Below are 24,528 nucleotides of genomic sequence, written 5' to 3'. Positions count from 1 at the left end.
AAATGAAATGCACCGGCGGAATCGTGACCGCGCGAAGCACTGCGTCATGCCGGATCAGCGTTATTCGCCCCGATCCTGTGTCGGAAGTTTGCCGATGAGGCGACCATCTCTTGGCATTTCTCTTGGCATTTCCTTCGGCATTTCCCGCAACGCAGCCATGATGGAACCGCGCCATAGCCAATGGCGAAAAAGCATGCGAGAAAATCGCGGGATTTCGGGGGCCCTCACATGACGCAGTTCGACCGGCGCAGGCTTGTGCTCGCGGGAGCCGCGGCCCTGCTCGGCACGCGATCCGCGATTGCGCAGAGCGGACCGACCTTCATTTATCGCGGCATCACCGTCGACACCGGCGCCGCGCAGGTCTTATCGAACCTCAAGGAGATCGTGGCGTCGTTGAAGCACCAGATCGACATCGTGGTCGAGTGCGGCGCCAAGCCCGAGATCATGGCTTTCTTCAAAAGCCAGCCGGTCTCGGTCAAGCCCGGGCAAGGCGATGGCGGCGGCCATTTCTCCTCCAAGGTCGAAGGCGTCACAGTAGATGCGACGGTCTTCGCGCCCGAGAAGCCCGTGCTGCTGCACGAGCTGCTCCACGCCTATCATTTTCGCGTCTTGCCGGCCGCGTTGCAGAATCCGGACCTCGTGCGCTTCTACGACATCGCCAGACAGAACGAGCTCTATCCGCCGGATTCCTATGTGCTGAAGAACGTGCAGGAGTTCTTCGCGGTGACGGGGAGCCTCTACCTCTGGGGCAATGTCGACCGTCCGCCCAACGACCGCGCCACGCTGCACGACAAGCAGCCGGTCTATTATCAGTGGCTCGGCGATCTCTTCGGCGTGCAGAAGAAAGCGTAGCGGTCACCCCAAAGCGCACAGCGCCGGGCAGGTAGGGGCTATGCCACACTGATGCAGCCCTCTAAACCTTGGCCCGGCGTGCCGTTCGCGGTTTCTGCCGCTATGCGATAGTCCGAACGAGCTCCATCGCACTTAACGCGGCTGGATCTGCGGAGGTGGTGTCATAGACCTCCCCTTGCTCTTGATGTGGACGTTACGCGTCGCTTGTTTGCGACCGCACTGATGGTCCTCCCGTGACATAAAACTGTCAAGCAGGATCGCGGGCTCCGGAATCACATTTGCAGACGCGTTCCGTCCTGTTCCCGCGACGTATTGGCCGCATGAGGCAACGGAATAAATCCCTCTCCGCAGCGTTTGTGTCGAAGAGGATACCCGCTTTTCCCGCCCTCATTCTTTTCCAGAAAGCCAGAGATGAAATCATTGTTCTGCATCGCCGTTCTCGCGGCCCTCGTGACCGGATCAGCCTCGGCGCAATCCCCGCCGCAGACCTCGACCAAAAAGGTCGACGGCACCGAGAACGTCTACATCTTCCGCTATGGCGGCCATCAGTCGATGTTCGTGGTGACACCGCAGGGCGTGATCGCGACTGATCCGATCTCCTACTTGCGTCCCGCTAAGCCTTATATCGACGCGATCAAGGCGGTCACCGACAAGCCGATCAAATACGTCATCTACAGCCATCACCATTATGATCACATTGCCGGCGGCCAGCCGTTCAAGGATCTCGGCGCCACCTTCATTGCGCACCGCCGCACCAAGGAGCGGCTGCTTGAGCTGAAGAAGCAGAATGCGCTCCTGGCCGACATCGTGATGCCGGACCAGGTGGTCGACGAGAAGAAGACCATCACGCTCGGCGGCACTACGCTGGAGCTCGACTATGTCGGCCGCAACCATTCCGACAATTCGCTGGTGATGCGGCTGCCGAAGGAGAAGCTGGTCTTCGTGGTCGACTTCGCGCCGATCGAATCGGTCCAGTTCCGCAACATCCCCGACAACGCCTCGCCGCTGGAATATATCGCCTCGCTGAAGAAGCTGGCGTCCCTCGATTGGGAGCGCATGATCCCCGGACATCCCTATGCCGGCGGCCGGCTTGGCACCAAGAAGGACGTCGAGGACGACATCGCCTACATGGAAGACCTCTCCGCCGAGGTGAAGAAGGCCGCCGACGCCGGCAAATGCTTCGACACCGCGATGAAGGAAGTGAAACTGCCGAAATACGAGAAATGGGCGAACTACGAGAGCGGCCTTCCCGCCAACGTCGAGCGCTTCTGCTACTGGTGGGGCCGCGGGTATTGAGACCGGGCTTGCGCTGAAATCGTAGGGTGGGCAAAGCGAAAGCGTGCCCACCAATCTTCATCCCGGGAGAGGTGGTGGGCACGGCGCAAGCGCGCCTTTGCCCACCCTACGGGATCTGAGACCTAGCTGCGACCGGTGTTACGCTTTTATTGAGGGGCACAGGGGCGATGGTGACATCATGCTCCTGTTTTGCCCGACGGAGCAAACGGATTCTCTAAATCCGAATGGCACCACGCCAGCCGTCAAGCCCTTGATTCCGTTGTCGTCGGCTACTGTGCATGGGGTTGTTTTCGAGAAATCGGTGGGTGGGCAATCTCTAGCGCGAGTGCCGTCTCGTTCTCGGCGACCGCACCGCGGATGCCCGTGAAAAATAAGGATTCATCAGGCAGGTCGCGGGACGTCCGGACGCTGCGACCTGGCACTGGGCAAAATTGGGAAAGATGCAATCCATTCGCTCGCCCTCGAGCTCGCCGAACACATGCAGGCAGACCGGGGAGCGCGGATCATAGGTCTGCGCCCGCGCGGGCACGATCGTCAGGACCAACGCAAGCGCGCACACAGCGAGAATAGTCTTGGGAATAGTCTTGGCCACATCGACCTCGAATCAGGGACCTGCTTCAGCAGCTCGACCGTAGGACAACTGCGAAAGCCGGCAAAGCCCGGCGCCGCTTGAGCACTCGGCCGGCGTCACCGCTTCCCCTTCCCTTCCCGCTCCAGCGCCTTGCGCACGTTATCGAACTCCGCCACAGAGGCCTTGTCGGCGCGGGGGAAGCGCAGGTCGAGCTTTTCGAGCGCCGCGACGATCGCCGAACCGATCACGACGCGCGCGAACCATTTGTGATCGGCCGGCACGACATACCAGGGCGCATGCGGCGTCGCCGTGTGGCGGACGATGTCCTGGTAGACCGCCTGATAGCGCGGCCACAGCGCGCGCTCCTTGATGTCGTCCATGGAGAATTTCCATTGCTTGGACGGATCCTCCAGCCGGTCAAGGAAGCGCGCGCGCTGCTCCTCCTTGGACAGATTGAGGAAGAATTTCAGCACCACGGTGCCGTTGCGGCAGAGATAGCGCTCGAAAGCGGAGATGTCCTCGAACCGCTCCTTCCAGATGTTCTTGGTCACGAGCTTTGGCGGCAGCTTCTCCTTGGCGAGGATCTCCGGATGCACGCGGGTCACCAGGCATTCCTCGTAATGCGAGCGATTGAAGATGCCGATATGGCCGCGCTCCGGCAGGGCGATCACATGGCGCCACAGGAAGTCGTGATCGAGCTCCTTGGTGCTGGGCGCCTTGAAGGAATGGACCTCACAGCCCTGCGGGTTGATGCCCTCGAAGATCGCCTTGATCGCAGAATCCTTGCCGCCGGCGTCCATGGCCTGGAATACGATCAGCACCGACCAACGGTCCTGGGCATAGAGCTTTTCCTGGAACTCGACGAGGCGCTTCTTGTTGGCGTCGAGTATGTCCTGCGCCTTCTCCTTGTCGAGGTCGCCCTTCTCGCTGGTCTTGTGCTTGTTGAGGTGAAACTTACCGGCGCCATCGTAGCGGAACGGCGTGATGTAGCGGTCAAGTTCCTGGGCGAGCGATTTGGACGGCTTCTTGCTCATGAGCGCGGGATACCTTGCGTTGCGGCTTCAATCGGTCGAGCACGCTACCAAGGATGCCCTTCGGAAGGAATATGATGAAAAGCACCAGCAGCACGCCATAGACGAGGTTGTCCCAACCGACTGCCCTGGTGCCGAAGCCGATGCGCAGGGTTTCCGCCAGCATGATGGTGATGACCGCGCCGACGGTCGGGCCGAGCGAGACGAAGAGGCCGCCGACGATCGCTGCGAACACCATCTGGAGCGACACCGCGATACCGCTGACGGTGTCGGGCGTGATGAACATCTGGTACTGGCAGTAGATCGCGCCCGCCAAGGCTGTCATCAGCGCGCTGATCAGCGTGATCTTCAATTTTTCCGCGGTGACGTCGACGCCGGCGGCAGCAGCGGCGTCCTCGTCCTCCGAGATCGCCTCCAACGCATAGCGGCTCATGCTGCGGTCGACCAGGTGCCAGACAATGATGCCCGCGAGCCAGACCCCGAGTGCGATCAGATACCAGGTCGTCTTGTCGTCGAATTGCAGCGCGAGCAGCTTGCTGCCCGAGGCGCGGTTCGGCGTATAGCCGAGCGAGCCGCCGGTATAGTCGCGCGTGGCCGTGATGACCTGAAGCACGATGCCGGAGAGCGCGAGCGTCACCAGCACGAAATAGTGTCCGGTGATGCGAAAGCGGAAGCAGGGATAGCCGACGATCAGCGCCAGCACACCGGCCGCGACCATGCCGATGGGAATGCCGATCCAGGGCGACAGGCCGAGGTGATTCCACAAGAGCGCGGTGACATAGGCACCGATCCCCATGAAGCCGCCATGTCCGAGCGAGACCAGGCCGAACCGTCCCATCATCGACCAGGACGTGTAGGCGAACGACCAGATCAGGATCAGCACCAGGATATGCAAATGATAGGGATCGCGGTAGACGAACGGCAGCGCGATCAGCGCCGCCAGCCCTACGACCCACGCCACAAGCCGGCCCCGCCCCATCATCGGCGCCTCTCAAGCAGGCCCGCGGGCCGGATGAACATCATGACGATGAAGAAGGCGAAGGCGAGCACGTAGCCCCATTCGAGATCGGAGAACAGGCCGCCGAGTGAGATGATCTCGGCGAACACGAAGGCGGCAATGAAGCCGCCGATGAAATTGCCGAGGCCACCGAGCACGCAGATCAGGAAGGTGATCGGCCCGAACGAGAGGCCGACGAAGGGATGCACGTCATATTGCAGCACCAAGAGGCACGCGGCGAGCCCGGCCAGCCCGCCGCCGATCGCGGACGTAATGAGATAGATTCTCTTCGTATCAACGCCCATCAGCGCCATGATCTGCCGGTCCTGCGAGATCGCGCGGATCGCTGTGCCAGTGAAGGTGCGCGTCATGAACAGATAAACCGCGACCATGCCAATCAGCGCGGCCGCGAACGAGAGCAGCCGCGCGTAGCTGAAATTCATCTCGCCGAACGCCAGCACCGGCAGGCGAATGCCGAGATTGCGGAAGTCGATACCGAAGGCGACGGTGGCAAAGCTCTGGAGCACGAACAGCACGCCACCGGTCGCAAGCAGCTGGTTGATCGGCGGCGCGGTCAGCAGCGGCGCGATCACAAGATAATGCAGCAAGGCGCCGAGAATCGCGACGAGCAGGATCGTCAGCGGCGCGGCGGCGAAATAGCTGATGCCGTAGTACTGGACCAGGAAATACATCGCGTACATGCCGATCATCACGAGCTCGGCATAGCAGATCCAGGTCACGTCGATGACGCCGAAGATCAAATTGAGCCCGAGCGCAAGCAGCGCCAGCACGCCGCCGAGCAGGATGCCGTTGATCACGGCCTCCAGCAGATAGATGTCGAAAATATCCAGGAACCCCTGCATGCCGCTTGTCCGTTCCCTCACACCCCGAGATAAGCTTCCTTGACCGTATCGCTTGCCAGCATCTCGGCCGAAGTGCCTGATGCCCGGATCGTTCCCGCCTCGATCAGATAGGCACGGTCGACCACGCGCAGCACCTGCTGCACATTCTGCTCGACGATCAGCACGGTCAGTCCGCGCGCGCGGATGCGTTTCACCAGCTCGAACACCTGCTGCACCACGACTGGCGCAAGCCCTGCGGACGGTTCATCGAGCAGCAGCAGCTTTGGGTTGGACATCAGCGCGCGGCCGATCGCGCACATCTGCTGCTCGCCGCCGGACATGGTGCCGGCCATCTGATGGCGACGCTCCTTCAGCCGCGGAAACAGGTCGAACACGACATCCAGCCGCTCGGCATAATGGCCGCGTGCCTCCTTCATGAAGGCACCCATCTTCAAATTGTCGTCGACCGAGAGCTGCGGAAACAGCCGACGGTTCTCCGGCACATGGGCGATGCCGAGGCTGACGATCTTGTGCGGCGGTGTCGCGACGACGTCGGCGGCTTCCATTTTGATCGAGCCGCGCGAGGGACGGATCAGGCCGGAGATGACGCGCATCAGCGTCGTCTTGCCGGCACCATTCGGGCCGATGACGCCGACGGCTTCGCCCGCTCTGACGTCGAGATTGACGTCGAACAGCGCCTGAAAGGTGCCGTAGCCGGCGTTGACGGATCGCAGCTCCAGCATCGTCTAGCCTCCCGCGCGGCGGCGCGCGGCGGCGGCCGCGGTCTGCGTGGTCTCGGCATCAGTGCCGAGATAGACCTCGATGACGCGTGGATCACCCGCGACCGCGCTCGGCAGCCCCTCCGAGATCTTCTCGCCGTGATCGAGCACCATGACGCGGTCGACCACGCGCATCAAGACACCCATGATGTGCTCGACCCAGATGATGGTGATGCCGAGCTCGTCGCGGATGTTGCGCAACATGTCGGCCGCCTGCCCCATCTCGGTCTCGTCGAGGCCGCCCAGGCTCTCGTCGGCGAGCAGCAGTTTTGGCGCGGTGGCGAGCGCTTTCGCAAGTTCGAGCTTTTTCAGGCCGGCCGCGCCGAGGCCGTCAACGCTGGCATGGCGATCGGTCGGCAAGCCGACCATCGCGAGCGATCGCTCCGCCGCCTCCTCGGCTTTGACCCGGCTGTGGCGGCCCTGGCCGTAGAAGCCTGCGAGCGCAACGTTCTCGAACAGCGTCAGGCGGCGGAACGGCCGCGGGATCTGGAAGGTACGGCCGATACCGCGGTTGATGATCCGGTGCGGCGCGAGGCCCGCGATCTCGGCCCCCGCGAACAGGATCGATCCGGAGGTCGGCGCCAGTGTGCCGGAAAGCATGTTGAAGATCGTGCTCTTGCCTGAACCGTTGGGGCCGATCAGGCCGAGAATCTCGCCTTGCTCGACCTTGAATGACACGCTGTTGACGGCGGTGAAGCCGCCAAACCGCTTCATCAGCCCACTGACCTCCAGCACCGCCGCTCTCCGTTTCCCGAGTGTTGCGCTACTGGTTGCTGTAGGTGGTGCCCTTCGGCAGCGGCAGCACGGCCTCGCGCTGCGCCTGGCTCTTGGGCCATACCACCGAGGATTTGTCGTCGATATACTGGATCACGACCGGGAACGAGCGTTCGTTCTGGCCGGCCATCGGTGTGCCCTCGCCGTAGAACTTCACGCCGAAGCCGAGCATGGTGCCGCCTTCGGGGATGTCAGTCTCAAGCGCCGCCTTGCGCAGCGCGTCGGGATCGACGCCGCCATACTTTTTGATTGCACGCGGCAGCACATCAGCCATGAAGACGTAGGTGTTGGACGCGCCGATGCCGACATGGGCCGAGCGGATGGCAACGCCCGGCCTGATCTTGTCGAACTCCTCGCCGACCATCTTGATGACCGGTGAAAGTTTCGGGTCCATGGTCTTCTGGTTGGCGAGCCAGATCGAGATCGGGTCCGTATTGAAGAGGTAGGTGGCGTCCGCACCCATGCCCTCCTTCAGCTTCTCATAGACGCCGTAGCCCGCGCCATGCCCCATCAGCGCGCCGAACTTCAGCCCTTGCTCGCGAGCCTGGCGCAATAGAAGCGTGATGTCTGGATTGTAGCCGGTGTGGAAGATCACGTCTGGCTTGGCGCGCTTCAGCTTGGTCACCAGCGCGGATAGATCCGGCGCGGTCGCCGAATAGCCTTCCTTCAGCACGACGTTGAAGCCCGCCTTCCTGGCGCCGGCCTCGTTACCCTTGGAGACGTCGACGCCATAAGCGCCGTCCTCGTGAACGATGGCGACGCGCAGGTCAGCCGGCTCCTTGCCGAACTTCTCCTTGGCGTTCTGAGCGATGAAATCCATGGTCATCATGCCGAACTGGTCGCCGCTCGCCTGCGGGCGAAACACGTATTTGTAGTTCTTATCCGCGAATACGGACGACGAGATGCAGGTCGTCATCCACATGAACTTCTTGAGCTGCTCGACGCGGGCTGCGACCGGCACGCACTGCGCCGAGGAGAAGAAGCCGAGCACCATGTCGACCTTCTCCTGCTCGAGCAGGCGGACGGATTCGTTGATCGCGATGTCGGGCTTGCTCTGCGCATCGGCGTAGACCGCCTCGACCTTGTAGCCCTCGACGCCGGTCTTGCTGAAATGATCAAGGATGATCTTGGTGCCGAGATATTCGAGCTCGGAGCCGCCGCCCGCAAGCGGACCGGTCAGGTCGAAAATCACACCGATCTTGATTTTCTTGTCTTGAGCTTTGGCTGACACGCCCAAGCCCGTCGCTGCAATCGCGATCAACAGCCCACGTACCAAGCGGGCAGCCATGCGCAGGCGCATCTAAACCTCCCTGGACGATTGTGCATTGCAATTTTGTTGCTTTTGCTTTTCCAGCCATCACATGGGCAGAGCGATGCGATGTCAAGCCTCGCGCGTCAGCGCGCGGCGAACTGCTGCGCGATGAAGGCCGTGACAAATCGCGGCATGGTTGGGGTGAGATCATCCATTCCGCGCACGAGATGGATGGCCGAAAGCTCAGGTTCGTCCTGATCAGCCAGATTGGCTTCGATCCGGGCGCGAGCCGCTTCACCCGGCATGTCCAGGTTGAGAATCTGCATCATCGCAATCGCCTGGCCGGTGACGACGCAGTGCCAGTCCGCCTCCGCCGTGTAATCGCCGGGGATCAGGCCGGTCTCCTCCTCGATCTCGCGGACGACGCTGCCGGGAATGTCGAGCATCCCATCCCTGACGTCGTCCAGGTCGGGCGTGCCGGACGGGAAATAGATGCGTCCCGCAGTGGATGTGTGCTGCGCCATCTCGCCCATCACGAAGGCGCCGTCGGATGTACGTAGCGCGCCCATGCCGAAACCGTTGAACACGGCAGAATCGGGAAAGCCCCAATCACGCCAGGCGAGGAAGCTCGCGAAATCAGTCTCGAAATAAGTCGCGGCGAGATGGCCGTCCGAGAACATGGGATCACACCCGAGCAGGATTTGGCCATTCCAGATTTTTGGCCGCTCGCGCTGCCTCTCGGCGAAATGCGCTGCGATTTCGGCGCGCCGTTGCTCCGCGAACGGCCAGACAACCGGGCGAACAGCAAGATCAAGCGTCGTGACGCGATGAATGATCGGTGAGGTCATGACGCCTGATTACCGCGGAATCGCGTCAGCTATTTGACGTTCATCCCCGTGGTCTTCTTCGCCTGTTCGACATACTTGTTGGTAAAGGTCTTGCTGACGTCGATCTTGGCGTTGGCGACCTCCGGCGAGCCGACGCTAAATACCGCGAGCACGGCGTCCGCACCTTTCGGGTCCATCTTGCCGGTCTCCGAGAACATCGGGATCGTGTTCTTCAGCGCAGCGAGATAGAGATCCTTGTTCTTGCCGACCATCTCGTCGGGCATTTTCGCCATAATCTCTTCAGGCGAATGCGAATGGATCCAGGCGATGGTGGCGAGCATTGCGTTGGTCAGTGCCTGAGTTTCCTTCTCGTGCCCATTGATCCAGGCCACGGTCGAGTACAGCGCGCCGCCCGGATATTCGCCGCCGAACGTCTCGAGCGTGTCCTTTTGGGTGCGGGTGTCACTGAGGATGCGCAGATCCGCATGGCTGCCCTGGAGCACGGTGACGGAAGGATCGAGCATCACGGCCGCGTCGATCTGCCCCTGCTCCATCGCGGCGACAGCGGTCGCGCCAAGGCCGACGCCGATCACGGCGGTGCCGGCAGGATCGAGCCCGTTCTTCTTGAGCATGTATTTGAGGAAGAAGTCGGTGGAAGAGCCGGGCGCGCTGACGCCGACCTTCTTGCCAGCGAGATCCTTGATCGACTTGATTTCGTTCGTGTGCGAGGGCGAGACCACCAGCACAAGGCCGGGATAGCGGTCATAGACCACGAAGGCTTGAAGCTCCTGCTTCTTCGCTGCCAGATTGACGCAATGGTCGAAATAGCCGGAGACCACGTCGGCACTGCCGCCGAGCACGGCCTTGAGCGCATCCGAGCCGCCCTTGAGATCAACCAGCTCGACATTGAGGCCGGCCTTGTCGTATTCGCCGAGCTGTTTTGCCAGCACCGTCGGCAAATAGCACAGGCAGGCGCCGCCGCCGATCGCGATGGTCACCTTGCTTTGCGCCGCGGCAAAACCGGTGGTGAGCGTCAGCGCGAGCAGCGCGCCGGCGAGCCTGGCAATCGTGTTCTTCATTGGTTTCCTCCGTTCGGCTGGCGGCACCATAAAGCAGCGGGAATGGCTTGAGAAGCACTGCCTAAGTGCACTGGCCATCAGCCTTTCGGCGCAATAGCATGCCCAAACAAGAACAATTCTTGATGGGGAGGATATTCCATGAATCGCCTTGCAATCGGGCTGTCGATCGCCACCGCTTTTGCCGCCGGATGCGGCGTGACCCACCTGCTCCGGCCGGCGCTCGCCGCCGAGAGCATCACCCCGCAGATCATCCACACCGGCGAGATGGAAGGCGACGCACTGGGGGACGCCAACAAGGTCGGCTTCCGCTCCAAAACGTTCATGACCGCCGACGGCGCCACCATCTCGATCCAGCTCGGCAATGTGCCCAAGCACATGCACCCCAACACCAACGAAATCCAGTACATCCTGGACGGGACCGGGACGATCTGGCTCGGCGACAAAGAAGTCACGGTCAAGCCCGGCGACCTCGTCATCATCCCCAAGGGGACGCCACATGGCGGCACCAAGCCGATCAGCGGTCAGGTCAAGGCCATCGCGATCAAGACGCCGCCGCAGGCTCCGGACGATACCAAGCTGCTGGACTAAGTCCTTCGCAAGCGAACCGCGGTTGAATGCTCGGGCTCGCGCCGATGCGCGGGCCCGTTTCGCGAACTCAAGCGCTAGATCGCGCGTGCCTGCTTCCGAATCTCGTTCGCTATCGGCTTGAGGGTGTCCCCCGAAAGCTGGCCGACAAGCGTATAGCCCATGCCACCATCCGCCCAGGCGAAGCCCGCGACATCACCGGTCGATTGCGGCACCATCGGCGTGTTCTGCTCCCCGCGGTTCATCGGACGCGTCAGCACGACCAGGCGATCGCCGTGATCGTCATCGTACATGAACATCGCGGCCGGACCGTGCGACGTCGCAACCAGGCGTCCGCCCATCAACCGATAGCCTGAGACGGAAAGGTCCGGCACCCTGACCGGCTGCTTAAGCCGGTTGGAGACCCATTGCGTGAGCTCGACACTGTCGGACGCTCGTATCTCGACCGGCCGTACGCGGTCGGGCGCATAGACGCCATAGGAGTAGGCGGCCTCCTGTGCAAGCGCAGACAGTCCATTCGACCCCTCTTGCAGCAGGCTATGCATGGTCCAACCACCAAGACCGCCGATGCCGAGAAGCAACAGCGCCGCGACCACGCCCCACGCCCGCAGAGGACGTCGCCTCGGGTTCTCGATGATGCGCGACAGATTCAGTTCGGCCGGCAAGGGCTCGTCGGCGATTGACGCAAGCGCGCCACGCAGCTGCTCGCGCTGGGTGGCGAAGGCCGCGACGCGTCTGGCAACATCCGGATGATCGTCCAGATAACGTGCGACCCCCGCGCGACGCTCAGGCTCGAGCGCCTGATCCACATAGGCATGAAGATCGTCCTCGGTGATCGGCCGCTGGCTCATTTCACGCTCCGCAATGCCACGACGTTCCCTGGTGCAACGCCGTCCATCTCCTGCTGTAACCTTTCCCGCGCACGCGACAGGCGCGACATCACGGTCCCAACCGGAACGTTGAGGACCGCTGCGGCATCCGCGTAGGAAAGATCCTCGACTGCTACGAGCAACAAAACAGCCCGCTGCTCTTCCGGGAGCTTCGCAAGCTTGCCCAGGACATCCTGGTAGATCAGCCTGTGCTCCTGTGCAGCCGCACTGACGAGCTCCTGCTCGCCTGCATCCTCGATTGGCATATGTCTGCCCCGGGCTGTGGCCTGGCGGAATTGCGTGACCGCCAGATTGTGAAGGATGGTGAACAGCCAGGCGCGCACACTGCCGTCGCGCCGCTGATGCCAGCGGCTGACGGCGCGCTCCAGGCAATCCTGGACCAGATCGTCGGCCGCCGCGCGATCGCGCATGAGTGCGCGCGCATAGCGGCGGAGCGCGGGGATCAGCGGTTCGACCTGAACCAGCATATCCTTCATGAGGCGCTCCGCATGCTCTCCGTTGTCGCCCTAACGGACGTCATTGCGCCTCGATCTGGACCGCCTCACCGGGCATGGCCGCGTCGCCGGACGCAATCACAAGATACCGCTTTGCAGCCGCCGCAGACTGGTCGACGATCTGCCGGATCGGCCCGACCGCATTGACAATTGCAGATCCGGCCGGATTGGTCATGAACGCTGCCAAGGGCTGCAACGTACCACTTCCATCGCTATGCTCCGCCAGCGCCAACACATATTTCTGCTTGGGCTGAAGCCCTGTTACCGAAGCCTGCAAGACCTGAATCAGACCCTGATCGAACAGCGACACGCTGGTCGGCGCGTTGCGGTCCTTCGGACTGTCTTTCGACGCAAGCGCCAGATGAGCGACCTGACCGGCAACGCCGAGTGCCTGCAAGTTCTGGCGGTCATCCGAATTGGACGCTGCACCAGGCACATAGACGATCGCCTGCGGCGCCTGGCCGATCGGAACGTTCCCAACCACTTTATTGGTCGCCGTGTCGATCGCCGCAAGTGCGTCAGCGTTCTCCAGCCCGACATAAATGCGCGTGCCGTCGCCGGACGGCCAGACGCCGTGGGGTAGATCACCAACCGGGATCGTCGCGACTTGCGAGAAATCGTCGGTGCGGAATACCTTCACTTCGTTCAGTCCGCCGATCGTCACATAAGCAAAGGTCCCCTTGGCCGTGTGCGCGAAGTTGACGTGATTCGTGATCGGACCGGTGTCGATCGTCTTGATCGCGTTGAACGGCGGCCTGGCGTTGAACACCTGGGTCCGGCCGACATCCTTCAGCGTGAACCAGACCTGGTTTCCGTCCGGCGTCGCCGCGATGTTCGGGCAGAACGGGCTCTCCTGCTTGACCGTGGCAATGATCTTGTGCTCGGCCACCGCGACGACGTCCGTCTCGGGATTGAAAGACGAGCAGATGTAGCCGTACTTGCCGTCGGGTGAGAAAATCTGCATGCCCGGCCCGTTCGGGGTCGTGATGCGGGTCTTCTCCTCAAAACTCTTCGCATCGATCACGGAGATGTAGTTTTCGCCGCGGACGGTGACCCAGACCTCCTTGCCATCGGGTGTGAAGAATGCCTCGTGCGGCGACCGCCCGACATAGGTCACGTGCTTGACCGCATTGGTCGCTGTGTCGATGAAGCTCACCGAATTCGAGCCGATCGACACCACGGCAAGCGTCTTGTGGTCGGGCGCGAAACCCATGCCATGCACGAGCACCTGGCCTTTGTAGAGCGGGCTGAAATTGCCGGGCTGCGGGTCGCCGAGCCGGATCACGCCAAGCAGCTTGTTGTCGACGGGATCGGTGACCGAGACCGTATTCGAGAATTGCTCGGCGGCGTAGACGCGGTCGTGATGGCTGATCGGAATATCGACGGCGGACAGCGCGCCCGGCGCCTGCCCTGCCCATGCGACCGAACCCGTCGCAAGCATTGTGGCTGCCAGAAGAAAGCTCTTCCCGATTGTGTTTCTCTTCATGCGTGGCTCCTACTTCTTCATTCCGGCAGACATATCCATCTGCATGCCCGGATGATGATGGACGTTGGCGGCTGGAACGGATTGCGGCTGGGTTGGCGCTGGCGTGGTGTCGGTCGCCGGTTCGCCGATCGCGAGCCTCATGGCCGCGATCTCCTGCATCTGGTCGACGATGATTTCCTGGGCGATGCGCCGTAGCTGCTCGTTCTTGCCGTACCGTAATTCGATCATCGCCATGTCGATTGCACCCTGATGATGCGGATTCATCATCGCGACGAAGTCGCGATCGACGTCGCCGGTCGGTTTGGTCGCCATGTCGTTCATCATCTTGGTCATGGCGGCCTCGTTCTCTTGCAGGAACGCACTCTCCTCGACACTGAGCGCTGCCGGCGGATGGGCCGGATGGGCTTCATGCGCGAATACAAGCGGAGGCACAGCGAACGCAACGAGAATGCGCACGCCAATGAGCGCCGTGCCGAGGCCGGGCCTGGGCCATCGGCACCCGCTTGCGAGCGCCGCGACGGCGCGGCGAAACTTTGACGGGTGCATCCTGAACTCCCATGCGGGTGATTGCATGGGGGTATGACGCATGGGCGCGCATTCTATTCCAGCCGACCCATCACATAAACGTCAGCAGGCCGACGAAGCGACTCAGCCGCGCCCGTCCACGGTGGGCCGCCACACCAATAGTCTCCGCTCGACGAGTGTAACCCCGAAGTCGATCAGGATCACGAAGGCCGACAGCACGAACATGCCGGCGAACACGCCGGCGACGTCGAACACGCCTTCGGCCTGCTGGATCAGATAGCCGAGCCCTGCGGCCGATCCCAGATATTCGCCGACGACGGCGCCAACCACCGCGAAGCCGACCGAGGTGTGCAGTGATGAGAACATCCACGACAGCGCCGACGGCCAATAGACGTGGCGCATCAACTGTCCCTCACTCATGCCCAGCATGCGGCCATTGTCGAGCACCGTGCGGCTGACTTCCTTGACGCCCTGATAGACGTTGAAGAACACGATGAAGAACACCAGCGTCACGCCGAGCGCGACCTTGGACCAGATGCCGAGCCCCAGCCACAGCGCGAAGATCGGCGCGAGCACCACGCGCGGCAGTGCATTGACCATCTTCACGTAGGGGTCGAACACCGCGGCGACCAGCGGCTGGCGGGCGAACCAGAAGCCGACCAGCACGCCACCGAGCGATCCGATCACGAAAGCGAGGATCGACTCCACCAGCGTAATCCAGAGATGCTTCCAGATCACGCCGCTCCAGAACCATTTGACGATCTGCTCGAACACGTCGACCGGGTTGGAGAAGAAGAACGGCGGCAGCAGTATCTTGCCGAAGATGGGAACGGTCGACAGCAACTGCCACAGCACGATGCAGACGATGGCGACCAGGATTTGCAGCGCAAGCAGCGTGACCCGCGACATCAGACCGCCTCCGCCGCCTGGGTGGATTGCGCGTAGCCCTTCATCACCTCGTCCTTGAGCACGCCCCAGATCTCGCGATGGAGCGCGTGGAACTCCTTGTCCAGCCGCACCTCGAAGATGTCGCGCGGACGGGCGAGCTGCACACGCCAGTCGCCGATGATGCGCGAGGACGGCCCGGCCGACATGATCACGACGCGGTCCGCGAGCGCGATCGCCTCTTCGAGATCATGGGTCACGAACAGCACGGCCTTGCGGTCGGCATTCCAGAGATCGAGCAGCAGATTGCCCATCACCTGGCGGGTTTGCGCATCGAGCGGCCCGAACGGCTCGTCCATCAGGAGGATCTTTGGATCGCGGATCAACACCTGCGCCAGCGCCACGCGCTTGCGCTGGCCGCCCGAGAGCATGTGCGGATAGCGGTTGGCAAAGGCGCCGAGGCCGACGGAAGTCAGCCATTTCTGTGCCCGCGGCAGCGCCTCGGCGCGCGGCGTGCCCCTGATCTCGAGCCCGATCGCGACATTGTCGAGCGCCGTCTTCCAGGGGAACAGCGCATCGGCCTGGAACAGGTAGCCGGCGTCCCGGTTCAGCCCCGCGAGCGGCCTGTCGAAGATCTTGACGCTACCTGCGGCCGGCTTCAGCAGGCCGGCGGCGACGTTGAGCAGCGTCGATTTCCCGCAGCCGGTCGGGCCGACAATGGCGACGAACTCGCCCTGACCGACCGAAAGATGCGCCTGCTCCACCGCTGTATAGACCCGCCCGTCCCCCAGCCGGAACGCAACCTTGGCATCTTCCAGCGCCACTGCCGTGGGCGTTGTCATGTGTTTCCTCCAAACCCCGGACGATGCCTTAGCCTCTCGCGCGGCCAAGTTCAATCAACCGGACAAGCGTGCTAGGCATGGGTCTCGTCATCCCCGCCGCCATGGGCGGGTCAGCGAAGTGAGCCCCCGCCCGATGCCTTCCCGGCCGATGATTGGCTATGCGCACGTCACCAAGAGCTTCGGCCTCCTCAAGGCCGTGGACGACGTATCACTCGACATCGCCGAGGGCGAGTTTTTGGCCATCGTCGGCGGCTCCGGCTCGGGCAAGACCACGCTGCTGCGGCTCGCCAACCGGCTGATCGAGGCCGACGGCGGCACCATCACGGTTGAAGGCGAGGACGTGCAAAAAATCGATCCGGTCGCGCTGCGGCGCCGGATCGGCTACGTCTTCCAGAGCGGCGGACTGTTTCCGCATCTGAGCGTCGCTGACAATATCGGGATCACGCCAAAACTGCTGGGCCAGCCTGCGGCGGACATCGCAATCCGCGTCGACGAACTGCTGGATCTCGTGCAGCTCGATCGTGCCTCGCATCGCGATCGGCTGCCCGAGGCGCTTTCCGGCGGCCAGCGCCAGCGCGTCGGCGTGGCGCGGGCGCTTGCCGCAAAACCCCGCATCGTGCTGATGGACGAGCCGTTCGGCGCGCTCGATCCCCTCACCCGCGATGCGCTCGGCGATGATTTTCGCGAGCTGCACCGCAAGCTCGGCCTGACCACCGTGATGATCACGCACGATATGACGGAGGCGATTTTGCTGGCCGACCGCATCGCGGTGATGCGCAGCGGAAAGCTGCTCGCGCAGGGCACGCCGGCGGAGCTCTCGAAGAGCAGCGACGCCTATGTGCTGGAGCTGTTGCGGACGCCGCGGCGGCAGGTCGAGCGGTTGAATGCGCTGCTGCCACAAAGCGGTGCGGCATGAGCCTTTTCTCCGATCCGCGCTGGGGCGAGGCGCTGTCGCATCTGCCCGACTATCTCAGCAACCATGTGCGGGTGAGTCTCGCAGCACTTGCGCTCGGCCTGATCATCAGCCTGCCGCTGGCAATTCTCACCCGCAACCGTCCGGCGCCGCGGAGTGTCCTGCTCGCGCTCGCCAGCATCGTGCAGACCGTGCCGGGACTGGCGCTGCTCGCGCTGTTCTATCCGCTGCTGCTGGCGGCAGCATCCGTGACGCTGAAATGGTTCGGCGTCTCCTTCTCGGCCTTCGGCTTCCTGCCGGCGATGCTGGCGCTGGCGCTCTATTCGATGTTGCCGGTGCTGCGCAACGGCATCACCGGGCTTAACGGCGTCGACCCCGCACTGATCGAAGCCGCTGAGGGAGTCGGCATGACGCCGCGGCAGTCGCTCGTGATGGTCGAACTGCCACTGGCACTGCCGGTGATGATGGCCGGCATCCGAACCGCCGCAGTCTGGGTGATCGGCACCGCGACGCTCTCGACGCCGATCGGGCAGACCAGCCTCGGCAACTACATCTTTGCCGGGCTTCAAACCCAGAACTGGGTGTTCGTGCTGTTCGGGTGCTTTGCATCTGCGCTGCTCGCACTCGCCGTCGATCAGCTGCTCGGCCTGATCGAGAGTGGGCTGCGTCATCGTAGCCGCCTGCGCGCGGGGTTCGGCGTAGTCGGAATCGCAGCGTTGGTCGCAGCGACGCTGGTGCCGACCATGGGGCGTTCGTCGTCGGGCTACGTGGTCGGCGCCAAGACCTTTGCCGAGCAATATGTGCTGTCGGCCCTGCTCAGGGATCGTCTCCAGTCGGCCGGTCTGTCCGCAAGCGCGCGCTCCGGTCTCGGCTCAAGCGTGATCTTCGAGGCGCTGAAGGCGGGCGATATCGATCTCTATGTCGATTATTCCGGCACGCTCTGGGCCAACCAATTGCACCGCACCGACATCAAGCCACGCGCGGAACTGCTGACAGGGCTCAAGACTGCGCTCGCGAAAGACAACATCACCCTGCTCGGCGAGCTCGGCTTCGAGAACGCCTACGCGCTGGTGATGCCGAAGCAGCGCGCCGAGGCGCTTGGTATCCGCACCATCGCCGATCTCGCCGCACATGCGCCGGCCCTGTCGATCGCCGGCGACTACGAGTTCTTCTCGCGGCCCGAATGGGCGACCCTGCAAAAGGCTTATGGGCTTCAGTTCCGCGCGCAACGCCAGATGCAGCCGGACTTCATGTACGCCGCGGTCGCCAGCGGCGAAGTCGACGTCATCGCCGGCTACACCAGCGACGGGTTGATCGCGAAGTATGATCTGGTGGTGCTCGACGATCCCCGGCATGCGATCCCGCCTTACGACGCGATCCTGCTACTCGCGCCGAAGCGCGCTGGCGACGAACGATTGCAGGTGGCGTTGAAGCCGTTGCTCGGCAAGATCGACATCGCCACGATGCGCGAGGCGAATTTGCGCGCGGCCGGCAATGACGCGAACTCATCGCCGGATCTGGTCGCGAAGTGGCTGTGGGAGAAGGTGCAACAGTAGGTCTGCCGTACGTCCCGTCATCCTGAGGTGCGAGGCGTGCGCTGCGAAGCAGTGCGCGAGGAGCCTCGAAGGATGAACGGCCGCGATACAGCCGGGCCGTGCATCCTTCGAGGCCTCCGCTACGCTCCGGCACCTCAGGATGACGGCGTTGAAGACTAAAGCCCGTGGATCATCCCCGCATTGATCAGCAGCCGATTCAGGCGCCGCGCCTCGGCGCCGTCCTTGCAGGCGTAGAACATGCCCTTGCAGCGGAGCATGATCTCCTTCTGCTCGGCGAAGGACGGGTCGAGCGGAATGCCGGCGGCTTCCTGGATCACCAGCGGCAGATAAGGACCGTCGATCGTGTCCATCACGGCATCGCTCTTCACCGGCTCGAAATTGACGGCGTCGATCGCGTAATAGGTCGCGTAGAGGCGCGGATCGTAGTCGTCGAGCTTCTTGCCGATGGCGCCTTCGTCGAGCCCGGGCTCGAGAATCTGCGGCGCGAATTCCGGCTGATGGTCGCCATAGCGTACGATCAGGAACGGCTCGCCGGGAAACGTCTTCTTCAGCCCGGCGATGAAGGTCTTAAATTGCTCGGCGCTCATCGCTTGCCGGCGGAGATATTCGTCGATGGACGGCGCGTTGCCCGGCGCCTTCCAATTCGGCACCAGGTCGGGGCGAAAGCGCGTCTCCCAGGGGAAATGATTGGCGCCGAGATAGATGAAGGTGAACAGCGGCTTGTTCGGCGTGCGCTCGCCCATCAGCCGGAGCGCCTTGTCGTAGAAGAAGCTGTCCGGCTCGACGTCCTTCGCGCCGAGATCCTTCGAGTCGAAGAAACGCTCGACGCCGGTCGTCATCTGGAAACTGCGTGCGCCCATGAAGCCGCCATAAGCAGGATAGAGCGACATGGTGTCATAGCCGCAGCGGCGCAGCGCCAGTGGCAGGCCGCGCTCGACGCGGCCCGATGCGATGCGCGTCACGAAATAGGCGAAGCGTCCGAACGAACGCGAGGAGAGGCCTGCAAGCACGTTGTATTCGGTGAACCAGCTAGGGCCGCCATTGCTCTCGGCCAGGAACGTGCGCTCCTTGCCGTCAAAGGATTTGAAGTGGCTGCCATAGCCCGGCGGCACCTTGATGCCAGCAGCGGCGCGGATGTCGAAGCTGGATTCATCATGGACCATGATGATGTTCGGCCGGCGGCCGGCGGGATGACAGGCATCGACCAGCGGCATGTTGAGCCGTTCGTTGGTCGAGGCGGCCGACTCCATGAAGCCGTATTGCGCGAAATCGGAGACCGCGCTGACGCCGGAGCGGAAGAACTTTGAGAGATAGCCGTCATCGTAATAGCCGCGCCAGGCTTCGTCCGGATGATAGAGCGAATAGCCCACAAGTGCGGCGAGACACGCGAGCAGTGAGGCAAGCGCCGGCAGGCGGCGGATGCGGAACGGATCGAGCCACCACAGCGCATACATCAGCGGCAGCGTGACGAGGCCGGCCCCGATCACCGACCAGCGCAGGTTCGGGAAGATCGTGAACAGGAACGCGACGGTGTCGCGATCGATCATCATCAGGTCGATGAAGTTCACGGTCATCTGCACGACGTCGTGCTTGAGCCGCGACAGCAGTATCAGCACGACGACCATGGTCAGCGACAGCGCGCCCGACAGCGCGGGCCGCCGCAGCAGCGTGATCCAGAAGAAATTGAGAATGCCCCAGGCCAGCACGAAAGAGAGCCGCGAGCCAAAATCGGTCTCGGTCTCGTACATCAGCGCAAGCGCTGCGAGATGCGGCGCGGCAACCGCAAGCAGCCGCCAGATGCCGAGCGCGACGACGCTCGCCAACACGGCAGTGGCGGCAGAAGGACCTGGATTGGGCGCGGACGCCATCGACGACACGCAACTTCTGGTCCGGCGCGGTGATGCCAAGCCGTGAACCGGCCTGTAGCTTTCGGCGCAGCCGGAAAGCCTGCACCGTGTCATAAAACTGTAATTGAACGGTCATGGACAAGCAACGCGTGTGGTGGTCCGACCTTCGCTTAATGTTAGCAGGCGGCGAACGGCCGCATGCCACGCACGCTAGCGCTTGGCGATCCCCGCGATGAACAGGTCGATCACCCCCTCCGCCATCCGTTCGATCTCACCCTCCTCCACCCCCCAGCGCGGGAAATGGCCGTCGAGATTCATCCGGGCAAAGCCGTAGACGAGGGCGCGGCCGGCGATCTGGATGCGCTTGAGATCGCCCGACCACAGCAGGCCCTGCTCCGCCGCCTCAGCCAGCATCCGCTCGGTCAGCGCGACCAGCTCGGCATTGTCGCGTGTCAGCTCGGCCGAGCTGCCATGGGTGAAATAGCGCCCGCTGGAGATGATCTCGAAATGCGCGGGGTTGCGCATGGCCCAGCGCAGATAAGCCAGGCCGAAGGCACAGAAGCGAGCCAGCGGGTCGGCCGACGGCGTTTCCGCCAGCGCGGCCTCGATCTCGACGCGAAAGCGCCGCTGCGCCTCCTCGGCCACCGCCGCCATCAGCGCGTCGCGGTTGGGAAAGTGCCGGAACGGTGCCCCCGGCGACACCGCGGCCCGGCGCGCGGCCTCGCGCACCGAGACCTCGGCGCCCTCGGCCGCCAGTTGCAGCGCGGCATCGATCAACACGCGGCGGAGGTCGCCGTGGTGATAGGGCCGGGCTTCGGATGCTTGGCGACGGGCGCGAGGCTTCGGAGTTTGGCGGACAAGCTTAGGCATTCTGAGAGCCACAAAGGAGGTGCGCTCCCTCTCCCGCTTGCGGGGGAGGGTTGGGGTCGGGTCGTGCCGCGAGCGAGATTCCCCAAGTGGAGAAAGCCCCCACCCGGCGCTTCGCGCCGACCTCCCCGCAAGCGGGAGAGGTTGCAGCGAATTCGCGGCAACAGCCGAGCCTAGCATCACCCGAACGTGAATGTAAGCAGCGATTACACCGTTGACGGCCAAGTCGCCACGAAATGTAATCGACGATTACATAGCGGAGGAAAGCGCCATGTCGCAACGTCAAGGCTGGTTCGAAGGCTGGCGGCTGCTTGCCGCCCTCACCCTGAGCCTGATCGCTCTCAGCCTGTGGATCGCCTCGATGCGACAGTTCGAGGTCGAGGGGGTCCGCATGGTGATCCGCTTCACCGCACGAAGCTCGCTGCTCCTGTTCTGTCTCGCCTTCAGCGCCGCTGCGCTGGCGCGGCTGTGGCCCAATGCCTGGACCCGCTGGCAGCGCCGCAACCGCCGTTATCTCGGCCTCAGCTTTGCGACCTCCCACGCCATCCACGCGGTTGCGATCGTCGCATTCGCCAAAATGGATTCGGCAGGCTTCGCGGAGGCGACCTCGGCCGCGTCCTACATCTTCGGCGGCATCGGCTATGCCGTCATCATCGCCATGAGCGCGACCTCGTTCGATCGCGCGGCCGCACTGCTCGGACCACGCGCGTGGCGCGCGCTGCACCTTTTGGGCGGCTATTATCTCTGGTTCCAATTCATGGTGTCGTTCGGCAAACGCGTGCCGGCGATGCCGCTCTATGCCGTGTTCCTCGTTCCGCTGCTTGCGGTGATGGCGCTGCGGATGATCGCGATGGCTGCCGATCCGCGCGGACGGACGGCCGTGGCAGGCTGAGCGCCCGGCTCAGCCCTGCGGGAGTAGCCCGAGACGCTTGGCGATGATGCGATCGACCACGCGCTTGGGCAGCGTGGCCGTCATCAGATGCCGCATCGGGTCCGGCGAGATCTGGTAGCGAACCCTGGGTCTTGCAGCAGTAAGTCCTTCGAAGACGACCTCGGCGATCCGCTCGGCCGGCAGGCCGGTCTCGCCGAGCTTCATCATGAAGGCCATGACCTTGTTGAGCGCGGGCAGATAGGGCGAGTTCTGGTAGACCGAGAGATCAAACTGCTCCGCCTTGCTCCAGATCGGCGTCTTCACCGCGCCGGGGGCGACGATGATGACGTCAATGCCGAACAACATCAGCTCGCGGCGCAGGCTTTCCGACAATCCCTCGACGGCGTGTTTGGAAGCACAGTAAGGCGCCGACAGCGGGTTGCCGTTCTTCCCCGCGACCGAGCTGATCATCACGATCCGGCCCTTTGGCCCCTTCAGCGACGGATCGGCACCAAGCAGCGGCCCGAATGCCTGCGTCGCGATGACCGGGCCGATGACGTTGATGTCCATCTGCCGGCGGAAATCGTCGGCCGACAGTTCGAGCACGGGACCGGCGACCGCGACGCCGGCATTGTTGACGAGGCCCGCCAATGTCTCGCCGCCCAGCGCCTCGCGCACTGTTCGCGCGGCAGCCAGCACGGCGGCCTCGTCGGTGACGTCGAACAGCAACGGCGTGAAATTTGTACCGAACTCGCCGGTGAGCCGATCGGCGTCGGCCTGCTTGCGCACGCTGCCGAAGACGCGATAGCCGCGCCCAATCAAAAATTTCGCAATGGCCCAGCCGATGCCGGTGGACGCGCCGGTGACGACGACGGATCGCATGGTCATTTCCCCCTTGAGAGCCCCGCGATCATGTAGGCGAGGCCGCGCCAGTGCAATGCCGCCCGGTTCTCAAGCCGCGCACCGACAGCCCTTTTTCGAGGCTTTGGCGCGTTAAAAGAAAGCGCAGCAGGTGTCGGTTCTTAAGATGAAGCAGTGCGCGAACGTCGAGAAATGCGATTGATTGCGCGATGAGAGCGCAGATGAAGAGCCGAATCCTAGACTCTGACGACGCAGCGCTTTTGGCGATCGCAGATTCTGGAAAAGTTCTGAAAAACGACGCAAGACCAAGAATGTGGTTTAAGCGTCAGTTCTTGCTGCTCAGAGAGCACATCAACTCGCGAAGAATTTGAATGAAGCAGCAATGCTTCGCGCGAGAAGGAAAGAGCGAGACCGCCGTTTGCGATCTCGCTCAGATATAATCGCGAAGATTTAAGATTTGGTTTGGCGAGCGAAGCGTTGCTTTTTCGCTCTCGCAAAACTTAGTTCTTCGACTTGTCGACCAACGCGCCCTTCTTGATCCAGGGCATCATGTCGCGGAGCTTCGCGCCGACTTCCTCGATCGGATGTGCAGCGAGCTTGGCGCGGGTCGCCTTGAACGAGGTCTGGTTGACCTTGTTCTCGAGCATCCAGTCGCGGGCGAACTTGCCGGACTGGATGTCGTTCAGAACGCGCTTCATCTCGGCCTTGGTTTCCGAGGTGACGATGCGCGGACCGGTGACGTATTCGCCATACTCTGCGGTGTTGGAGATCGAGTAGTTCATGTTGGCGATGCCGCCTTCATAGATCAGGTCGACGATCAGCTTCACTTCGTGCAGGCACTCGAAATAGGCCATCTCCGGCGCGTAGCCGGCTTCGACCAGGGTCTCGTAGCCGCCCTTGATCAGCTCGACCAGGCCGCCGCAGAGCACAACCTGCTCGCCGAACAGGTCGGTCTCGCACTCTTCCTTGAAGGTGGTCTCGATGATGCCGGCGCGGCCGCCGCCGACAGCCGAGGCGTAGGACAGGCCGAGATCATGGGCGTTGCCCGAGACGTCCTTGGAGATCGCGATCAGGCAGGGCACGCCGCCGCCGCGCTGATACTCAGAGCGCACGGTGTGGCCGGGGCCCTTCGGCGCGATCATCAGCACGTCGAGGTCGGCGCGGGGATCGAGCAGGTTGAAATGGACGTTGAGGCCGTGCGCGAAGACGAGCGCTGCGCCCTTCTTCATGTTGTCGTGCAGGTGCTCGCGATAGATGTCGCCCTGGAGCTCGTCCGGGGTCAGCATCATGACGAGGTCGGCCCATTTGGCGGCTTCGGCAACTTCCATCACCTTGAAGCCAGCGGCTTCCGCCTTCTTGGCCGAGGCCGAGCCCTTGCGGAGCGCGATCGCGACTTCCTTGACGCCGGAATCCTTCAGGTTCAGCGCGTGGGCGTGGCCCTGGCTGCCGTAGCCGACGATGACGACCTTCTTGCCCTTGATCAGGTTCAGGTCGGCGTCGCGATCGTAATAAACACGCATAGTCGTTTCCTCGGGTCTGGGCCAGAATCGGCCGTGGGTCAGGTCTCGGACGGTGAGATTTGCGGATTTCGGGGGCTGTCTAGAGC

Annotated in this window: 25 protein-coding genes; 6 read left to right on the top strand and 19 right to left on the bottom strand. The window is 63.0% G+C overall.

All coding sequences use genetic code 11. The features are described 5' to 3' along the window. The first annotated feature begins 228 nt into the window (after nucleotides 1-228). Both UB31_RS20920 and UB31_RS20915 read left to right on the top strand, forming a co-directional pair. Nucleotides 229-852 carry a hypothetical protein gene (locus UB31_RS20920; RefSeq protein ID WP_045012239.1) on the top strand — a complete coding sequence of 208 codons (624 nt, stop codon included), beginning with the start codon at nucleotides 229-231 and terminating at the stop codon, nucleotides 850-852. Between the two features lie 411 nt (nucleotides 853-1,263). After that, complete coding sequence (locus UB31_RS20915; protein ID WP_045006245.1) at nucleotides 1,264-2,148, top strand: MBL fold metallo-hydrolase; 885 nt, start codon at nucleotides 1,264-1,266, stop codon at nucleotides 2,146-2,148. A 316-nt stretch (nucleotides 2,149-2,464) separates the two neighbouring features. Here the strand turns inward: UB31_RS20915 and UB31_RS20910 are convergent, their stop codons facing one another. The 9 genes from UB31_RS20910 to UB31_RS20870 form a co-directional block, all read right to left on the bottom strand. Next, on the bottom strand, nucleotides 2,465-2,707 hold the full coding sequence (locus UB31_RS20910; RefSeq protein ID WP_050032009.1) for a DUF3551 domain-containing protein: 243 nt from the start codon (nucleotides 2,705-2,707) through the stop codon (nucleotides 2,465-2,467). Nucleotides 2,708-2,835: 128 nt separating this feature from the next. Continuing rightward, on the bottom strand, nucleotides 2,836-3,753 hold the full coding sequence (locus UB31_RS20905; RefSeq protein WP_045006244.1) for a polyphosphate kinase 2 family protein: 918 nt from the start codon (nucleotides 3,751-3,753) through the stop codon (nucleotides 2,836-2,838). Next, a complete protein-coding gene (locus UB31_RS20900; protein ID WP_045006243.1) occupies nucleotides 3,713-4,732 on the bottom strand; it encodes a branched-chain amino acid ABC transporter permease in 1,020 nt (339 codons plus the stop codon). Before UB31_RS20900 ends, UB31_RS20905 begins: the two co-directional genes overlap by 41 nt. Beyond that, the gene (locus UB31_RS20895) at nucleotides 4,729-5,610 is read right to left on the bottom strand and encodes a branched-chain amino acid ABC transporter permease (protein WP_045006242.1); all 882 of its coding nucleotides are present in this window, start codon (nucleotides 5,608-5,610) and stop codon (nucleotides 4,729-4,731) included. The genes UB31_RS20900 and UB31_RS20895 overlap by 4 nt, the downstream gene beginning before the upstream one ends. 17 nt (nucleotides 5,611-5,627) lie before the next feature. Next, nucleotides 5,628-6,332 carry an ABC transporter ATP-binding protein gene (locus UB31_RS20890; protein ID WP_045006241.1) on the bottom strand — a complete coding sequence of 235 codons (705 nt, stop codon included), beginning with the start codon at nucleotides 6,330-6,332 and terminating at the stop codon, nucleotides 5,628-5,630. Between the two features lie 3 nt (nucleotides 6,333-6,335). Beyond that, a complete protein-coding gene (locus UB31_RS20885) occupies nucleotides 6,336-7,103 on the bottom strand; it encodes an ABC transporter ATP-binding protein (protein ID WP_045006240.1) in 768 nt (255 codons plus the stop codon). Between the two features lie 28 nt (nucleotides 7,104-7,131). Continuing rightward, complete coding sequence (locus UB31_RS20880; protein WP_045006239.1) at nucleotides 7,132-8,442, bottom strand: ABC transporter substrate-binding protein; 1,311 nt, start codon at nucleotides 8,440-8,442, stop codon at nucleotides 7,132-7,134. A 95-nt stretch (nucleotides 8,443-8,537) separates the two neighbouring features. Next, nucleotides 8,538-9,242 carry a hypothetical protein gene (locus UB31_RS20875; RefSeq protein WP_045006238.1) on the bottom strand — a complete coding sequence of 235 codons (705 nt, stop codon included), beginning with the start codon at nucleotides 9,240-9,242 and terminating at the stop codon, nucleotides 8,538-8,540. Nucleotides 9,243-9,271: 29 nt separating this feature from the next. After that, a complete protein-coding gene (locus UB31_RS20870; protein WP_045006237.1) occupies nucleotides 9,272-10,300 on the bottom strand; it encodes an ABC transporter substrate-binding protein in 1,029 nt (342 codons plus the stop codon). 138 nt (nucleotides 10,301-10,438) lie between these two features. On the opposite strand from UB31_RS20870, the gene UB31_RS20865 reads away from it, so the two are divergent. Further along, on the top strand, nucleotides 10,439-10,888 hold the full coding sequence (locus tag UB31_RS20865; protein ID WP_045012238.1) for a cupin domain-containing protein: 450 nt from the start codon (nucleotides 10,439-10,441) through the stop codon (nucleotides 10,886-10,888). A 74-nt stretch (nucleotides 10,889-10,962) separates the two neighbouring features. On the opposite strand, the gene UB31_RS20860 is transcribed toward UB31_RS20865, so the two are convergent. From UB31_RS20860 to UB31_RS20835, 6 genes are all read right to left on the bottom strand, one after another. Further along, nucleotides 10,963-11,736, bottom strand: coding sequence for an anti-sigma factor family protein (locus tag UB31_RS20860; RefSeq protein WP_045006235.1), 774 nt, complete (start codon nucleotides 11,734-11,736; stop codon nucleotides 10,963-10,965). Further along, complete coding sequence (locus UB31_RS20855; RefSeq protein ID WP_156163198.1) at nucleotides 11,733-12,251, bottom strand: sigma-70 family RNA polymerase sigma factor; 519 nt, start codon at nucleotides 12,249-12,251, stop codon at nucleotides 11,733-11,735. The genes UB31_RS20860 and UB31_RS20855 overlap by 4 nt, the downstream gene beginning before the upstream one ends. Nucleotides 12,252-12,291: 40 nt before the next feature. Beyond that, nucleotides 12,292-13,755, bottom strand: coding sequence for a YncE family protein (locus UB31_RS20850; protein ID WP_045012237.1), 1,464 nt, complete (start codon nucleotides 13,753-13,755; stop codon nucleotides 12,292-12,294). A gap of 9 nt (nucleotides 13,756-13,764) precedes the next feature. Beyond that, entirely contained in the window at nucleotides 13,765-14,301 is a 537-nt protein-coding gene (locus UB31_RS20845) for a DUF305 domain-containing protein (RefSeq protein WP_045012236.1), read from the bottom strand. 102 nt (nucleotides 14,302-14,403) lie between these two features. Next, a complete protein-coding gene (locus UB31_RS20840) occupies nucleotides 14,404-15,189 on the bottom strand; it encodes an ABC transporter permease (RefSeq protein ID WP_045006232.1) in 786 nt (261 codons plus the stop codon). Further along, the gene (locus tag UB31_RS20835) at nucleotides 15,189-16,007 is read right to left on the bottom strand and encodes an ABC transporter ATP-binding protein (protein WP_045012235.1); all 819 of its coding nucleotides are present in this window, start codon (nucleotides 16,005-16,007) and stop codon (nucleotides 15,189-15,191) included. Before UB31_RS20835 ends, UB31_RS20840 begins: the two co-directional genes overlap by 1 nt. Nucleotides 16,008-16,140: 133 nt before the next feature. On the opposite strand from UB31_RS20835, the gene UB31_RS20830 reads away from it, so the two are divergent. Beyond that, the gene (locus tag UB31_RS20830; protein WP_045012234.1) at nucleotides 16,141-16,923 is read left to right on the top strand and encodes an ATP-binding cassette domain-containing protein; all 783 of its coding nucleotides are present in this window, start codon (nucleotides 16,141-16,143) and stop codon (nucleotides 16,921-16,923) included. Further along, nucleotides 16,920-18,476 carry a glycine betaine ABC transporter substrate-binding protein gene (locus tag UB31_RS20825; RefSeq protein WP_045012233.1) on the top strand — a complete coding sequence of 519 codons (1,557 nt, stop codon included), beginning with the start codon at nucleotides 16,920-16,922 and terminating at the stop codon, nucleotides 18,474-18,476. The genes UB31_RS20830 and UB31_RS20825 overlap by 4 nt, the downstream gene beginning before the upstream one ends. 155 nt (nucleotides 18,477-18,631) lie before the next feature. On the opposite strand, the gene UB31_RS20820 is transcribed toward UB31_RS20825, so the two are convergent. Then, nucleotides 18,632-20,344, bottom strand: a complete 1,713-nt coding sequence (locus UB31_RS20820) for an LTA synthase family protein (protein WP_045012232.1) — start codon at nucleotides 20,342-20,344, stop codon at nucleotides 18,632-18,634. A gap of 189 nt (nucleotides 20,345-20,533) precedes the next feature. Beyond that, a complete protein-coding gene (locus UB31_RS20815) occupies nucleotides 20,534-21,103 on the bottom strand; it encodes a TetR/AcrR family transcriptional regulator (RefSeq protein WP_245306033.1) in 570 nt (189 codons plus the stop codon). 358 nt (nucleotides 21,104-21,461) lie between these two features. On the opposite strand from UB31_RS20815, the gene UB31_RS20810 reads away from it, so the two are divergent. After that, the gene (locus UB31_RS20810; RefSeq protein ID WP_045012230.1) at nucleotides 21,462-22,082 is read left to right on the top strand and encodes a hypothetical protein; all 621 of its coding nucleotides are present in this window, start codon (nucleotides 21,462-21,464) and stop codon (nucleotides 22,080-22,082) included. Nucleotides 22,083-22,091: 9 nt separating this feature from the next. On the opposite strand, the gene UB31_RS20805 is transcribed toward UB31_RS20810, so the two are convergent. Both UB31_RS20805 and ilvC read right to left on the bottom strand, forming a co-directional pair. Beyond that, complete coding sequence (locus UB31_RS20805) at nucleotides 22,092-22,943, bottom strand: SDR family oxidoreductase (protein WP_045012264.1); 852 nt, start codon at nucleotides 22,941-22,943, stop codon at nucleotides 22,092-22,094. Between the two features lie 479 nt (nucleotides 22,944-23,422). Beyond that, complete coding sequence (ilvC, locus tag UB31_RS20800) at nucleotides 23,423-24,442, bottom strand: ketol-acid reductoisomerase (RefSeq protein WP_045006225.1); 1,020 nt, start codon at nucleotides 24,440-24,442, stop codon at nucleotides 23,423-23,425. Between the last annotated feature and the right edge of the window lie 86 nt (nucleotides 24,443-24,528).

This window comes from Bradyrhizobium sp. LTSP849 (assembly GCF_000938255.1).
In the GTDB taxonomy this organism is placed as follows: Bacteria; Pseudomonadota; Alphaproteobacteria; order Rhizobiales; family Xanthobacteraceae; genus Bradyrhizobium.
The sequence above is the reverse complement of the archived record's forward strand: the minus strand, read 5'-3'. Positions and strand labels throughout refer to the sequence as shown.